General features: G+C 63.9%; 17 protein-coding genes. 16 read left to right on the forward strand and 1 reads right to left on the reverse strand.

Features of this window, described 5'->3' with window-relative positions; all coding sequences use genetic code 11:
* Nucleotides 1-134 precede the first annotated feature (134 nt).
* Genes rluC through sppA form a run of 3 tightly spaced genes read left to right on the forward strand, consistent with a single transcriptional unit; the run spans nt 135 to nt 2,749 of the window.
* Nucleotides 135-1,088: a 23S rRNA pseudouridine(955/2504/2580) synthase RluC gene (gene rluC / locus PSm6_RS19570; RefSeq protein ID WP_265168003.1), complete on the forward strand. Its 954-nt coding sequence runs from the start codon at nt 135-137 to the stop codon at nt 1,086-1,088.
* Nucleotides 1,081-1,776, forward strand: coding sequence for an HAD-IA family hydrolase (locus tag PSm6_RS19575; protein WP_265168004.1), 696 nt, complete (start codon nt 1,081-1,083; stop codon nt 1,774-1,776). Before rluC ends, PSm6_RS19575 begins: the two co-directional genes overlap by 8 nt.
* Nucleotides 1,766-2,749 (forward strand): signal peptide peptidase SppA, encoded by a 984-nt coding sequence (gene sppA, locus PSm6_RS19580; protein ID WP_265168005.1) that lies wholly within the window; start codon nt 1,766-1,768, stop codon nt 2,747-2,749. Before PSm6_RS19575 ends, sppA begins: the two co-directional genes overlap by 11 nt.
* 53 nt (nt 2,750-2,802) lie before the next feature.
* Here the strand turns inward: sppA and PSm6_RS19585 are convergent, their stop codons facing one another.
* Complete coding sequence (locus tag PSm6_RS19585) at nt 2,803-3,381, reverse strand: Maf family protein (RefSeq protein WP_265168006.1); 579 nt, start codon at nt 3,379-3,381, stop codon at nt 2,803-2,805.
* Nucleotides 3,382-3,488: 107 nt separating this feature from the next.
* Between PSm6_RS19585 and PSm6_RS19590 the strand changes: the two genes are divergently transcribed.
* From PSm6_RS19590 to PSm6_RS19650, 13 genes are all read left to right on the forward strand, one after another.
* Nucleotides 3,489-4,016, forward strand: a complete 528-nt coding sequence (locus tag PSm6_RS19590; protein ID WP_021217612.1) for a YceD family protein — start codon at nt 3,489-3,491, stop codon at nt 4,014-4,016.
* A 13-nt stretch (nt 4,017-4,029) separates the two neighbouring features.
* The gene (rpmF, locus tag PSm6_RS19595) at nt 4,030-4,212 is read left to right on the forward strand and encodes a 50S ribosomal protein L32 (protein ID WP_013791824.1); all 183 of its coding nucleotides are present in this window, start codon (nt 4,030-4,032) and stop codon (nt 4,210-4,212) included.
* A 3-nt stretch (nt 4,213-4,215) separates the two neighbouring features.
* On the forward strand, nt 4,216-5,226 hold the full coding sequence (gene plsX, locus PSm6_RS19600; protein ID WP_081672074.1) for a phosphate acyltransferase PlsX: 1,011 nt from the start codon (nt 4,216-4,218) through the stop codon (nt 5,224-5,226).
* A 105-nt stretch (nt 5,227-5,331) separates the two neighbouring features.
* Nucleotides 5,332-6,270, forward strand: coding sequence for an ACP S-malonyltransferase (gene fabD / locus PSm6_RS19605; protein ID WP_265168007.1), 939 nt, complete (start codon nt 5,332-5,334; stop codon nt 6,268-6,270).
* Between the two features lie 14 nt (nt 6,271-6,284).
* A complete protein-coding gene (fabG, locus tag PSm6_RS19610; protein WP_021217609.1) occupies nt 6,285-7,028 on the forward strand; it encodes a 3-oxoacyl-ACP reductase FabG in 744 nt (247 codons plus the stop codon).
* Nucleotides 7,029-7,215: 187 nt separating this feature from the next.
* On the forward strand, nt 7,216-7,452 hold the full coding sequence (gene acpP / locus PSm6_RS19615) for an acyl carrier protein (RefSeq protein WP_016493661.1): 237 nt from the start codon (nt 7,216-7,218) through the stop codon (nt 7,450-7,452).
* 106 nt (nt 7,453-7,558) lie between these two features.
* The gene (gene fabF / locus PSm6_RS19620) at nt 7,559-8,803 is read left to right on the forward strand and encodes a beta-ketoacyl-ACP synthase II (RefSeq protein WP_031287073.1); all 1,245 of its coding nucleotides are present in this window, start codon (nt 7,559-7,561) and stop codon (nt 8,801-8,803) included.
* Nucleotides 8,803-9,615 (forward strand): aminodeoxychorismate lyase, encoded by an 813-nt coding sequence (gene pabC, locus PSm6_RS19625; protein WP_021217607.1) that lies wholly within the window; start codon nt 8,803-8,805, stop codon nt 9,613-9,615. Before fabF ends, pabC begins: the two co-directional genes overlap by 1 nt.
* 3 nt (nt 9,616-9,618) lie before the next feature.
* Nucleotides 9,619-10,674 (forward strand): endolytic transglycosylase MltG, encoded by a 1,056-nt coding sequence (gene mltG / locus PSm6_RS19630; protein ID WP_265168009.1) that lies wholly within the window; start codon nt 9,619-9,621, stop codon nt 10,672-10,674.
* Entirely contained in the window at nt 10,671-11,303 is a 633-nt protein-coding gene (gene tmk, locus PSm6_RS19635) for a dTMP kinase (protein ID WP_265168010.1), read from the forward strand. Before mltG ends, tmk begins: the two co-directional genes overlap by 4 nt.
* The gene (locus tag PSm6_RS19640) at nt 11,296-12,282 is read left to right on the forward strand and encodes a DNA polymerase III subunit delta' (protein ID WP_021217604.1); all 987 of its coding nucleotides are present in this window, start codon (nt 11,296-11,298) and stop codon (nt 12,280-12,282) included. The genes tmk and PSm6_RS19640 overlap by 8 nt, the downstream gene beginning before the upstream one ends.
* Before the next feature lie 35 nt (nt 12,283-12,317).
* Nucleotides 12,318-12,674, forward strand: coding sequence for a PilZ domain-containing protein (locus tag PSm6_RS19645; RefSeq protein ID WP_021217603.1), 357 nt, complete (start codon nt 12,318-12,320; stop codon nt 12,672-12,674).
* A 66-nt stretch (nt 12,675-12,740) separates the two neighbouring features.
* Nucleotides 12,741-13,526: a TatD family hydrolase gene (locus tag PSm6_RS19650; RefSeq protein WP_265168011.1), complete on the forward strand. Its 786-nt coding sequence runs from the start codon at nt 12,741-12,743 to the stop codon at nt 13,524-13,526.
* Nucleotides 13,527-13,616: the final 90 nt, after the last annotated feature.

Here is a 13,616-nt window from a genome sequence, read left to right on the forward strand (position 1 = left end):
CTGAATGGGTTGCACGTGTCTGGGATGGCAGTTTTGGCGATCATCCGGAGCACGGCCGCTTTTGGCGGCGTTCGCGACTATAGCAGCAATCATTAAGTGCTTCAAATCCATCAAAAATTGCTATGATGCCCGCCATGACTACTCCCTCTTCTCCAACCTCCGGCGTCCAGCTGCTTGAGGTTGCGCCGGAATATGCCGGCCAGCGTATCGACAACTTCCTCCGTACCCAGCTCAAAGGCGTGCCCAAGACCCTGATCTATCGCATTCTGCGCAAGGGCGAGGTACGGGTGAACAAGGGGCGGATCAAGCCTGAGTACAAGCTCCAGGCCGGGGATGTGGTGCGCGTTCCGCCGCTGCGCCTTGCCGAGCGTGACGAGGCGGCGCCTGTCGCTCAGGGGCTGCTGGAGCGGCTCGAGGTCGCCATCGTCTATGAGGACAAGGGGCTGATCGTCCTCAATAAGCCGGCCGGCATTGCCGTGCACGGCGGTAGCGGGCTCAGCTTCGGTGTGATCGAGGCGTTCCGCCAGTTGCGGCCGGACGCCAAGGAGCTGGAGCTGGTGCATCGGCTGGATCGCGACACCTCGGGCCTGCTGATGATCGCGAAGAAGCGCAGCATGCTGCGCCATCTCCACGAAGCCCTTCGCGGTGATGGGGTGGACAAGCGCTACATGGCGCTGGTGCGTGGCAATTGGCCGACCTCGAAGAAGAAGGTCAGTGCGCCGCTGCTGAAGAACAACCTGCGTTCCGGTGAGCGCATGGTCGAGGTCAATGACGAGGGCAAGGAGGCGCTGACCGAGTTCCGCGTCCTGCGCCGTTTCGGTGAGTTCGCCACCTTGGTCGAGGCCAGCCCCATTACCGGGCGCACCCACCAGATTCGCGTGCATACCCGCCATGCCGGGCACGCTATCGCGGGTGACCCCAAGTACGGTGACGAAGAGTTCTCCCGCGAAATCCGGGAGCTGGGCGGCAAGCGCCTGTTCCTGCATGCCTATGCGCTGTCCCTGGTGTTGCCTGACGGCACGCCGCTGCGGGTTGAGGCGCCGGTGGATGATATGTGGGAGGAGACCCTGGAGCGCCTCGGTGCCTGACTACCGTCTATTGGTGTTCGATTGGGATGGCACCCTGGTGGACTCCATTTCGCGCATCGTCGAGTCCCTGCGGGTGGCCGCTGAGACCTGCGGGCTGTCACAACTGGATGAGTCGGCGCTGAAGGGCATCATCGGCCTCGGTCTGCCTGAGGCGATCCGTGTCCTCTATCCAGAGCTCGTCGATCCGTCTTCGGTCGAACGCTACCGCGCGGCTTACGGGGCTCATTACAACCGGCTGGAGGTGCAGCCGTCAGCGCTGTTCCCTGGTGTGCTGGAGGCCCTGGAGGGTTTCCGCAATGAGGGTTACCTGCTGGCGGTCGCTACCGGCAAGAGTCGGCGAGGGCTCGATCATGTCCTCGCGGGGCGTGGTTGGCTGGATTACTTCGATATCACCCGTTGCGCCGACGAGACGGCCAGCAAGCCCGATCCACGCATGCTGCATGAGATCCTTGCGCATTGCGGCGTGGAGGCTGGGCGGGCGTTGATGGTGGGGGATTCGCCCTTCGACCTGCAGATGGCTCATCGCGCCGGTATGGATTCAGTGGCGGTCGGCTACGGTGCCCAGTCTCTCGATGTCCTGCGTCGCGAATCGCCGAGGTTGGCGATCGAATGTTTCGATGAATTGCGCTACTGGCTCGCCGGTGGTGCGAATACACACTCTATGAAGGTGGATCTGCATGTCGGATGAATGGAAGGCATCGACGCCTGCGGGCAGTGGCGATGACAAGAGCTGGAAGTTGCTCGAGAAGGCGGTGTTGGCGGGGGTTCAGGAGCAGCGACGGTCCCGCCGCTGGGGCATTTTCTTCAAGGTGCTGACGTTCCTTTATCTGTTCGTGGCCTTGGCGCTCTTCTCTCCGCTTTTCGATCTGCAGAAGACGGCGGCTCGCGGCGAAAGCCACACTGCGTTGGTCGAAGTGAAGGGCATGATTGCCGATGGCGAGGCTGCCAGCGCCGACAATATCGTCGGCAGCCTACGCGCGGCCTTTGAGGATACGAAGACCAAGGGCATCGTCCTGCGTATCAACAGCCCGGGCGGCAGCCCGGTCCAGTCCGGCTACATCTATGACGAGATCCGTCGTCTGCGTGGCGAGCATGCGGATATCAAGGTCTACGCTGTGATCACTGATCTCGGTGCTTCGGGCGCGTACTACATTGCCAGTGCGGCCGATGAGATCTATGCCGACAAGGCCAGCCTGGTGGGTTCCATCGGTGTTACGGCGGCGAGCTTCGGCTTCGTCGAGCTGATGGGCAAGCTGGGTGTGGAGCGTCGCGTCTACACCTCCGGCGAGCACAAGGCCTTCCTCGATCCCTTCCAGGCGCAGAAGTCTGATGAGACTGCGTTCTGGCAAGGTGTGCTGGATACCACTCACAAGCAGTTCATCGACAGCGTGAAGAAGGGGCGTGGCGACCGTTTGAAGGTCGAGGGGCATCCCGAGCTGTTCACTGGTCTGGTGTGGTCGGGCGAGCAGGCGCTGGAGCTGGGGCTGGTGGATAAGCTCGGCAGCACCAGTTACGTGGCGCGCGAGGTCATTGGCGAGAAGGAGATCGTCGACTACACCAAGCAGGAGACGCCTTTCGACCGTTTCGCCAAGAGGCTGGGGGCCAGTGTCGCCGAGCGGTTGGCGCTGTGGATGGGGTTCCAGGGTCCGGCTCTGCGCTGATCCCGTCGCTGCCTATATATAAGGAAGAGCCCGGCTGATGCCGGGCTTTTTCGTTATGGCAGTTCCAGGCCTTCGTCGAGCAGCATGTCGACCAGGCGGATCAGGGGGAGGCCCACCAGGCTGGTGGCGTCTTCGCCCTGGGTGGAGCGGAACAGGCTCACGCCCAGCCCTTCGGCCTTGAAGCTGCCGGCGCAGTCGTAGGGCTGCTCGATGTTCAGGTAGCGCTCGATGGTCGCTTCGCTCAAGGAGCGGAAGTTCACCGTGAAGGGGATGCAGTCCACCTGGCAGCGGCCGCTGCGTGTGTTCAGCAGAGCAAGGCCGGTGAGGAAGGTGACGCTGGTGCCGCTGGCCGCCAGTAGCTGGCTGCGGGCGCGTTCGAACTCCAGGGGCTTGCCGAGTATCTGCTCGCCCAGTACGGCGGCCTGGTCCGAGCCGATGATCAGGTGGCCGGGGTGCAGGTCCGCGAGCGCGCGGGCCTTTTCTTCGGCCAGGCGGCGTACCAGTTGCTCGGCCGACTCGTGTGGATGTCGGGTTTCGTCTATCGCGGGCGCACTCCAGGTGAAGGGCAGGCGAAGGCGTTCAAGAAGCTCGCGGCGGTAGGGCGAGCTGGATGCAAGCACCAGTGGTGGCATGCTGATCTCCCAGTCAGGAAGCGGAAATTCTATAGGCCTTGCCACGTGGCGGACAGGGCGGAATTTGTTTTGACAGGTGACAGGTGCATCCCTAGAATGTCGCGCCTATGTTGAATGGGCCGATTCCACCTCACGTCGATCCGCGCAAGATGGCAGATCGCGGCGTAACCCTCCAGGGTGAGCTGCAGCTCTCCAGTCTTGAGCGACTCTGCGACCCGCTTGCCGACACTGCAGGCATCGTACGCACGAAACTTGTTTTCGGGCGCGATGAGCGCAGGGCAGCGATTATTCGCAGTGAAATCGATGTAGAGGTCAAGATGGTATGCCAGCGTTGTCTGGAGCTGGTCGTACTGCCGATCCACAGCGAGTGTACGTACGCTGTGGTGAAGGAAGGTGCGGACAGCGAGTCACTGCCCAAGGGCTATGACGTGCTGGAAGTGGGTGAGGATCCTCTGGATCTTCTGACTCTGGTCGAGGATGAGCTGTTGCTCGCCTTGCCCATTGTTCCGGCCCATGACCCTGAAGATTGCCAGCAGCCGGAAGGGCTTGATGAGCCCGAACCGAGTGAGAACGAGGTGACGCGGTCCAACCCGTTCAGTGTATTGGCGCAGTTAAAGCGTGACCCAAACGTTTAGGAGTTAATTAATTATGGCTGTTCAGCAGAACAAAAAATCCCGCTCTGCCCGCGACATGCGTCGTTCCCACGATGCCCTTGAGGCCAACGCCCTGTCCGTCGAGAAGAGCACCGGTGAAGTACACCTGCGTCACCACGTATCCCCGGAAGGCGTATACCGTGGTCGCAAAGTGATCGACAAGGGCGCTGACGAGTAATCCTTGTCCGCTCCGATCATCGCGATTGACGCAATGGGCGGGGACTTCGGTCCCCGTTGCATTGTCCCGGCCAGCATCGCCTGCCTGGCTGAGTTCCCCTCGCTCCACCTTATTCTTGTTGGTCAAGCCCAGCTCCTCGAAGAGTTGATCGCCCGTGAAAGCGGCGTCGATCGTCAGCGGCTGTCCATCGAACATGCTTCCGAAGTCATCGGCATGGACGAGCGTCCATCCCAGGCCTTGCGTGGCAAGCCCGACTCCTCCATGCGCATCGCCCTCGACCTGGTCCGTGCCGGTCGTGCCCAGGCCTGCGTGAGCGCCGGCAATACCGGTGCGCTGATGGCGCTTTCCCGCTACATGCTCAAGACCCTGCCGGGTATCGATCGGCCTGCGATGGTCAGCGCCGTGCCCACGGCCAAGGGGCACTGCCATTTGCTGGATCTCGGCGCCAACGTCGATTGCAGTGCCGAGCACCTCTATCAATTCGCTGTCATGGGTTCCGTCGCTGCCGAGGCGCTCGGGCAGGCGCGCCCGCGTATTGCCTTGCTCAACGTCGGTACCGAGGACATCAAGGGCAACCAGCAGGTCAAGCTGGCGTCCAGTCTTCTGCAGCAGGCCGAGGGTCTGAACTACATCGGCTACATAGAAGGTGATGGCCTGTACCGGGGCGAGGCCGATGTGGTGGTGTGCGACGGCTTCGTCGGCAATATCCTGCTCAAGTCCAGCGAAGGCCTGGCCTCGATGATCTCCGCGCGCATCGAAGCGTTGTTCACCGACAGCTTCGGCTCGCGCATGGTCGGCGCCCTGGCGCTGCCGTTGCTGCGCCGCCTGCAGGGGGATCTGACGCCCGCCCGGCACAACGGCGCGAGCTTCCTCGGCCTCCAGGGCATCGTCGTCAAAAGCCATGGGGCCGCTGGTTCCGATGGCTTCCAGAGCGCCATACGACGCGCCCTCATCGAGATTCGCGAGAACCTTCCCCAGCGCCTGCATGGGCGTCTCGAGGATCTGTTGCTCTAGGATGTGACCGCTGTCTGCGGCTTGTCATCCAACTGTCAGTTCGTTGCGCTTGGCTATGCCCGGCGTTCCTGTACATCGATCAAGGCAAACAAGGGAATAGTTCCGATGTCCGCATCCCTCGCATTCGTTTTCCCCGGTCAAGGCTCCCAGTCCCTGGGCATGCTGGCCGAGCACGGCGCTTCGCAGAAGCTGGTCCTGGATACCTTCGCCGAGGCCTCCGAGGCCCTGGGTTATGACCTCTGGGCACTGACCCAGCAGGGCCCGGAAGAGCAGCTGAACCAGACCGACAAAACCCAGCCGGCCATCCTCACTGCGTCCATCGCACTCTGGCGTCTGTGGCTGGCCGAGGGCGGTGCCCGCCCGGCTTATGTCGCCGGTCACAGCCTGGGTGAATATTCGGCGCTGGTCGCTGCCGGCAGCCTGGGTTTCGCCGATGCGGTGAAGCTGGTGGAACGTCGCGGTCAGCTCATGCAGCAGGCCGTTCCGGCGGGGCAGGGCGGTATGGCGGCGATCCTCGGCCTGGAAGATGCCGACGTACTGGCCGCCTGCGCCGAAGCTGCGCAAGGTGACGTGGTCAGCGCGGTCAATTTCAACGCCCCGGGCCAGGTAGTGATCGCCGGTAGCGCCGTTGCTGTCGAGCGTGCCATCGAGGCTTGCAAGGCCCGTGGCGCCAAGCGCGCCATGGCGCTGCCGGTCAGCGTGCCGTCCCACTGTGCGCTGATGCGCCCGGCGGCCGAACGCTTCGCCGAGTCGGTCGAAGCCATTGCCTGGCAGGCGCCGCAGATTCCGCTGGTGCAGAACGTCAGTGCTGCCGTCGTGGCTGATCTCGGCTCTCTCAAGGGTGACCTGCTGGCCCAGCTGTACAGCCCGGTTCGCTGGGTGGAGTCCATCGTTCGCCTGTCGGAGCAGGGTGTGACCGAGCTGGTCGAGAGTGGTCCCGGCAAGGTTCTCTCTGGCCTGAACAAGCGCTGCGTGAAAGGCATTGGCACGCACAATCTGGATACCCCCGACGCCTTCGCAGCCGCTCGCGCTGCGCTGGCCTGAGCAAGGAGAAGACTATGAGTCTGCAAGGTAAGGTCGCCCTGGTCACTGGTGCGAGCCGTGGTATCGGTCAGGCCATCGCGCTGGAGCTGGGTCGCATGGGGGCTGTCGTCATCGGCACCGCCACCACCCCGAGCGGTGCCGAGCGCATCGCCGAATACCTCAAGGAAAACGGCGTCGAAGGCGCCGGCCTGGTGCTCGATGTGAGCAATGACGAGTCCGTCGCCAGCACCCTCGAGCACATCCAGCAGCACCTCGGCCAGCCGCTGATCCTGGTGAACAACGCCGGTATCACCCGCGACAACCTGATGCTGCGCATGAAGGATGACGAGTGGTTCGACGTCATCAACACCAACCTCAACAGCCTCTATCGCCTGTCCAAGGCCGTGCTGCGTGGCATGACCAAGGCTCGCTGGGGTCGCATCATCAACATCGGTTCGGTGGTGGGTGCCATGGGCAACGCCGGGCAGGTGAACTACGCCGCCGCCAAGGCCGGCCTGGAAGGCTTCGGCCGGGCCCTGGCCCGAGAAGTCGGCTCCCGCGCCATCACCGTGAACTCGGTGGCACCCGGTTTCATCGATACCGACATGACCCGTGAACTGCCGGAAGCCCAGCGCGATGCACTGCTGGGGCAGATTCCGCTGGGGCGTCTGGGGCAGGCCGAGGAGATCGCCAAGGTGGTCGCATTCCTCGCATCCGATAGCGCATCCTACGTCACCGGAGCTACTATCCCTGTGAACGGCGGCATGTACATGAGCTGAATGTGACGATTCCCTTCAGGAAACTGTCATAGGAGCTGTCTAAAATCCGGTACATAAGTGCAATTGGGTTATGGACGGGTCCAGACAGGGCCTGGAGGGGTTGGCATCCCGCTTGAAATGCGGAAAACCCTTTCTATACACTGCAGCCCAAGCTGCACGGATTTTTCCATAGGAGTGAAAACAAGGTATGAGCACCATCGAAGAACGCGTCAAGAAAATCGTCGCCGAGCAACTGGGCGTTAAAGAAGACGAAGTCACCAACAGCGCTTCCTTCGTCGAAGACCTGGGCGCCGACTCCCTTGACACCGTTGAGCTGGTGATGGCTCTGGAAGAGGAATTCGAGACCGAGATCCCGGACGAGCAAGCTGAGAAGATCACCACCGTTCAGGAAGCTATCGATTACATCAACGCGCACGCGCAATAAGTAATCGTCGATTCCCGACTCGGAAAAGCCGCACGACCTCCAAGGTCGTGCGGCTTTTCTTTAAGCGTCATCCAACCGCCGTGTAGAAAAAATAGAGGAGAGCGCTGTGTCGCGTAGACGCGTCGTGATCACTGGCCTGGGCATGCTGTCGCCGCTGGGCAACAACGTTCCTGACAGCTGGCAAGGAATTCTGGCTGGCCGCAGTGGCATCGGCCTGATCGAGCATATGGACCTTTCCGCCTACACCACCCGTTTCGGTGGTTCGGTGAAGGGCTTCGATGTCGAGCAGTACCTGTCCGCCAAGGAAGCTCGCAAACTCGACCTGTTCATCCAGTACGGCCTCGCTGCCAGCTTCCAGGCTATGCGCGATTCCGGGCTGGAAGTAACCGATGCCAACCGTGAGCGCATCGGCGTTGCCATGGGCTCCGGGATCGGTGGCCTGACCAACATCGAGAACAACTGCAAATCGCTGATCGAGCAGGGGCCGCGGCGTATCTCGCCGTTCTTCGTGCCGGGCTCGATCATCAACATGGTGTCCGGCTTCCTGTCGATCCACCTGGGTATCCAGGGGCCTAACTACGCCATCGCCACCGCCTGCACCACCGGCACCCACTGCATCGGTATGGCCGCGCGCAACATCGCCTATGGCGAAGCTGACGTGATGGTCGCCGGTGGCGCCGAGATGGCGGCCTGTGGCCTGGGGCTGGGTGGCTTCGGTGCTGCCCGTGCACTGTCCACCCGCAACGATGACCCGGCTGCAGCCAGCCGCCCCTGGGACCGTGGCCGTGATGGCTTCGTGCTGTCCGACGGCGCCGGTGCGCTGGTCCTCGAAGAGCTGGAGCACGCCAAGGCCCGTGGCGCCACCATCTATGCCGAGCTGGTCGGCTTCGGCATGAGCGGCGACGCCTACCACATGACCTCGCCGCCGGAAGACGGCGCCGGTGCCGCCCGCTGCATGCACAATGCCCTGCGTGATGCCGGCCTGAACGGCGACCAGGTGCAGTACATCAACGCCCATGGCACCTCCACTCCGGCTGGCGACAAGGCTGAAGCAGCGGCGGTGAAGAGCGTGTTCGGCGACCACGCCTACAAGGTTGCGGTGAGCTCCACCAAATCCATGACCGGCCACCTGCTGGGTGCGGCCGGTGCCGTCGAGGCGATCTTCAGCGTGCTGGCGATCCGTGATCAGGTGGCGCCGCCGACCATCAACCTGGACGACCCGGACGAGGGCTGTGACCTCGACTTCGTGCCCCACGAAGCCCGCTCCATGCCGATCGACGTGGTGCTGTCCAACTCCTTCGGCTTTGGTGGCACCAACGGCTCCCTGGTATTCCGTCGGTTCGCCGACTGATGCAGAGCTGGGTCGACGGCCGCCCGGCCGGGTCGCTGTCCCTCAAGGATCGTGGCCTGGCCTACGGCGATGGCCTGTTCGAGACCATCGCCGTACGCGGCGGTCGGCCCGGCCTGTTGGACCGTCACCTCGCGCGCCTTGCCGAAGGCGCGCGGCGTTTGTCCTTCGATCTTGATCTCGACCTCGTGCGTGAGGAGCTGCTGGCGTTCTCTGCCCAGCTCGACGAGGGCGTCGCCAAGCTGATGGTGACCCGCGGTGATGGCCTGCGCGGCTATGCACTGCCAGGCACGCCGCCGCGGCGCATCCTCATGGGCAGCCCCTATCCCGCCTATCCCGAAGGTCACGCCGAGCAGGGCATCGAATTATTCCCCTGTCTCACCCGCCTGGCCGAGCAGCCGCTGCTCGCCGGGCTCAAGCATCTCAATCGCCTGGAGCAGGTTCTGGCCCGTGCCGAGTGGCAGGATGCGCGCTTCGCCGAAGGCCTGATGCGCGACGTTTCCGGGCGGGTCATCGAAGGGGTTTTCAGCAACCTCTTCATAGTCCGCGCGGGTGTGCTCCTGACCGCCGATCTCGGGCGCAGCGGGGTCGCCGGGGTGATGCGCGCGGAGTTGCTGGACCAGGCCGCTGTCCAGGGCATCGTCACCCAGGTGCGCGACATCGGTTACGAGGAACTGCTCACGGCCGATGAAGTCTTCCTCTGCAACAGCCTCTACGGCGTCTGGCCCGTGCGCCGCTTCGCGGGTCACGACTGGTCGGTCGGGCCGCTCACCCGTAAACTGCAGGCCCTTGCCCGCGACCTACTGGATAGCTGATTCGTGATACGCAAATTGCTCGTGCTGCTGCAGAGTGGCCTAATCCTCGGCGGCCTCGCGTTCGCGTTTGCCGGTTGGCAGCAGCGTGAAGCCCTGGAGCAGCCACTCGTGCTGACCGAAGAGCAGTTGCTCGACGTGCCGGCCGGCTCGACCCCTGGCGGCCTGCTCAATCGACTGGAAGAGGAGGGGGTCATTCAAGGGGCCTTCTGGCTGCGCCAATACTGGCGCTTCAACCTCGCCGGCCAATCCTTGCACAGCGGCGAATACCGCATGGCGCCGGGGATGAACGCAGCACAACTGCTTGGTCTCTGGCAGCGTGCCGAGGTGGTGCAGTACAGCCTGACCCTGGTGGAGGGCTGGAACTTCCGCCAACTACGCACGGCCTTGGCCAAGCAGGTGAAGCTGGAACAGACCCTGGCCGATGTCAGCGACGAGGAGCTGATGAAGCGCCTTGGCCTGGAGGGCCAGCACCCCGAGGGGCGTTTCTTCCCCGACACCTACCGCTATGTGCGCGGCATGCGTGACATCGACCTGCTCAAGCAGGCGCATCAACGCCTTGAGCAGGTGCTGCAGGACGAATGGGAAAAGCGCGCGGACAAGCTTCCCTATGCCGATCCCTACCAGGCGCTGATCATGGCCTCGATGGTGGAGAAGGAAACCGGCGTACCCAGCGAGCGCGGGCAGATCGCCGGCGTCTTCGTGCGACGCCTGCAGATGGGCATGCTGCTGCAGACCGACCCCACCGTCATCTACGGCCTGGGCGAGCGCTATGCCGGCAAGATCACCCGTGCCCACCTGCGCGAGGCCACGCCTTACAACACCTACGTGATCGCCGGCATGCCGCCGACGCCCATCGCCATGGTCGGGCGTGAGGCCATCCATGCCGCCCTGCACCCGGTGGAAGGCAAGAGCCTCTACTTCGTCGCCCGTGGCGACGGCAGCCATGTATTTTCCGAGTCGCTCGCCGCCCACAACCAGGCGGTGCGCGAATATCAGTTGAAGCGACGGGCGGACTACCGGTCCAGCCCCGCGCCCATTACCAACAAGGACACCCCGTGAGCGGTCTGTTCATTACGCTCGAAGGCCCCGAAGGGGCCGGCAAGAGCACCAACCGCGACTTCCTCGCCGAACGCCTGCGCAGCCATGGCATCGATGTAGTGCTGACCCGTGAGCCTGGCGGTACGCCCCTCGCCGAGCGCATCCGTGAGCTGCTGCTGGCACCCAGTGACGAGGCCATGGCCGCCGATACCGAGCTGCTGCTCATGTTCGCCGCCCGTGCCCAGCACATCGCCGGCGTCATCCGCCCGGCCCTGGCCCGTGGCCAGGTGGTGCTCTGTGATCGCTTCACCGATGCCACCTACGCCTACCAGGGCGGTGGTCGCGGGCTCCCGGTGGAGCGCATCGCGCAACTGGAAGCCTTCGTCCAGGGTGAGCTGCGCCCGGACCTGACCCTGGTCTTCGACCTGCCGGTGGACGTCGGCCTCAGTCGTGCTGCCGCCCGTGGCCGCCTGGATCGCTTCGAGCAGGAGGACCGTGGGTTCTTCGAGGCGGTGCGCCAGACCTACCTGCAGCGCGCCGCTGCTGCCCCGCAGCGTTACCACGTACTCGACGCCGCCGCCTCCCTGGTGAGCGTGCAGGAGGCCCTGGAGGCCTTGCTGCCCGAACTGCTGGAGCGTTGCCGTGGCTGAAGCCTATCCCTGGCAGGAATCCCTCTGGCAGCACCTGGCCGGTCGGCCGCGTCACGCCCATGCCTATCTGCTGCACGGGCCCGCCGGTATCGGCAAGCGCGCCCTGGCCGAGCGCCTGATGGCACGCCTGCTGTGCCAGAAGCCCCAGGGCCTGGATGCCTGCGGGCAGTGCAAATCCTGCTACCTGCTGGCCGCCGGCACCCACCCGGATAACTTCGTGCTGGAGCCGGAAGAAGCGGACAAGGCGATCAAGGTCGATCAGGTTCGTGAGCTGGTCGGCTTCGTCGTGCAAACGGCGCAGCTTGGCGGGCGCAAGGTGGTGCTTCTGGAGCCGGCCGAGGCGATGAACCTGAACTCCGCCAACGCCTTGCTGAAAAGCCTTGAGGAGCCGTCGGGCGACACCGTTCTGTTGCTCATCAGCCACCAGCCCAGCCGGCTCCTGCCCACCATCAAGAGCCGTTGCGTCCAGCAGGCCTGCCCGTTGCCGGGTGAGGCCGACAGCCTGGCCTGGCTCGCGCGCGCACTGCCGGATACCGAAGAACAGATCCGTCGTGACCTGCTGGTGCTGGCGGGCGGTTCGCCGCTCACCGCCCAGCGTCTGCATGGGCAGGCCGTGCTCGAGCAGCGCGCCCAGGTGGTGGATGGGGTGAAGAAACTGATCAAGCAGCAGGTGGGGGCGAGCGCACTGGCCGAAGGCTGGAACGCGGTGCCGCTGATCCTGTTGTTCGACTGGTTCTGCGACTGGGCGCAACTGATGCTGCGCTACCAGCTGACCCATGACGAGCAAGGCCTGGGCCTGGCCGACATGCGCAAGGTGGTCCAGTACCTCGCCGACAAGGCGCCCCAGCACAAGGTGCTGGCGTTCCAGGACTGGTTGCTGCAGCAGCGGCAGAAGGTGCTCGGCAAGGCCAACCTCAACCGTGTCTTGCTTCTCGAAGCCTTGCTGGTGCAGTGGGCAAGCCTGCCCGGACCGGGCTAGAATCCACCGCTGAGCCAGCTAGCCAGGAAAGCCGCATGAGCCTGCCACCCAATCTGGGCCCGCGTAACGGGATTCTGTCCTTGACCATCAAGGACAAGTCCGTGCTGTATGCCGCCTATATGCCCTTCATCAAGAACGGCGGCCTGTTCATCCCGACGAACAAGAGCTACAAGCTCGGCGACGAAGTGTTCATGCTCCTCAACCTCATGGACGAGCAGGAGAAAATCCCGGTGGCCGGCAAGGTCGTCTGGATTACCCCCAAGGGGGCACAAGGCAACCGTGCCGCCGGTATCGGCGTACAGTTCAACGATGGCGACACCGGTGCTCGCAACAAGATCGAGACCTACCTCGCCGGCGCCCTCAAGTCGGACCGCCCGACCCACACCATGTAAGAAGGGCTCCCGCCCACCGCGTCGACTCCGGTCGGCGCCTCTCCTGACGTTCAAGTGATCCGAAACATGCTGGTCGATTCCCACTGTCACCTCGATCGCCTCGATCTTGCCGCCCATGGCGGTTCCCTCGATGCGACGCTGGATGCTGCACGCGCCCGTGGCGTCGGGCATTTCCTCTGCATCGGCGTCAGCGCCGACAACGCCGCTGCGGTCAAGGACCTGGCCAGTCGCTACGCCGACGTGCACTGCTCGGTCGGCGTCCACCCGCTGGATCTCGCTCCCGGTGAAGCGCCTGCACTGGATTGGCTGCTGGGCGAGCTGGACCACCCCCGCGTCGCCGCCATCGGTGAAACCGGCCTCGATTACCACTACGAGCCCGAAGCCGCCGAACTGCAGCAGCAGGCCTTCCGCCTTCATCTGGAAGCCGCGAGCATCACCGGCAAGCCGGTGATCGTGCACACCCGCGAGGCCCGCGCCGATACCCTGGCGCTGCTGCGCGAGGCGGCGCTGCCCCAGGCGGGCGTGCTGCATTGCTTCACCGAGGATTGGGAGATGGCCAAGGCGGCGCTGGATATCGGTTTCTACATCTCGCTTTCCGGCATCGTCACCTTCCGCAATGCCGACGCGCTGCGCGACGTGGCGCGGCAGGTGCCTGCCGACCGCCTGCTGGTGGAAACCGATTCGCCTTACCTCGCGCCCATCCCCCACCGCGGCAAGCCGAACCTCCCGCAGTACGTGCGTGAGGTCGCCGAGTTCCTGGCGCAACTGAGGGGCGTGGAGTTCGAGCGCTTCGCCGAGCAGACCACTGAGAACTTCCAGCGCCTGTTCCCCCTGGCGCGCCTGGCGGGCTAAAACTCGCGGGCAAAAAAAACCCGGGTTCTGGGGGATGAATCCGGGTCAAGACCATTAGGAGTAAAACAAAGGTACGCGATCCTCGGTACC

Origin of the sequence: Pseudomonas solani (genome assembly GCF_026072635.1) — a bacterium.
In the GTDB taxonomy this organism is placed as follows: domain Bacteria; phylum Pseudomonadota; class Gammaproteobacteria; order Pseudomonadales; family Pseudomonadaceae; genus Metapseudomonas; species Metapseudomonas solani.

What these genes read in the sequence shown, in the direction of transcription:
- rluC (WP_265168003.1), top strand. Translation starts at nt 135, where the DNA reads ATGACTACTCCCTCTTCTCCAACCTCCGGCGTCCAGCTGCTTGAGGTT.
- sppA (WP_265168005.1), top strand. Translation starts at nt 1,766, where the DNA reads ATGTCGGATGAATGGAAGGCATCGACGCCTGCGGGCAGTGGCGATGAC.
- PSm6_RS19585 (WP_265168006.1), bottom strand. Translation starts at nt 3,381, where the DNA reads ATGCCACCACTGGTGCTTGCATCCAGCTCGCCCTACCGCCGCGAGCTT.
- PSm6_RS19590 (WP_021217612.1), top strand. Translation starts at nt 3,489, where the DNA reads ATGTTGAATGGGCCGATTCCACCTCACGTCGATCCGCGCAAGATGGCA.
- rpmF (WP_013791824.1), top strand. Translation starts at nt 4,030, where the DNA reads ATGGCTGTTCAGCAGAACAAAAAATCCCGCTCTGCCCGCGACATGCGT.
- fabD (WP_265168007.1), top strand. Translation starts at nt 5,332, where the DNA reads ATGTCCGCATCCCTCGCATTCGTTTTCCCCGGTCAAGGCTCCCAGTCC.
- fabG (WP_021217609.1), top strand. Translation starts at nt 6,285, where the DNA reads ATGAGTCTGCAAGGTAAGGTCGCCCTGGTCACTGGTGCGAGCCGTGGT.
- acpP (WP_016493661.1), top strand. Translation starts at nt 7,216, where the DNA reads ATGAGCACCATCGAAGAACGCGTCAAGAAAATCGTCGCCGAGCAACTG.
- pabC (WP_021217607.1), top strand. Translation starts at nt 8,803, where the DNA reads ATGCAGAGCTGGGTCGACGGCCGCCCGGCCGGGTCGCTGTCCCTCAAG.
- PSm6_RS19645 (WP_021217603.1), top strand. Translation starts at nt 12,318, where the DNA reads ATGAGCCTGCCACCCAATCTGGGCCCGCGTAACGGGATTCTGTCCTTG.
- PSm6_RS19650 (WP_265168011.1), top strand. Translation starts at nt 12,741, where the DNA reads ATGCTGGTCGATTCCCACTGTCACCTCGATCGCCTCGATCTTGCCGCC.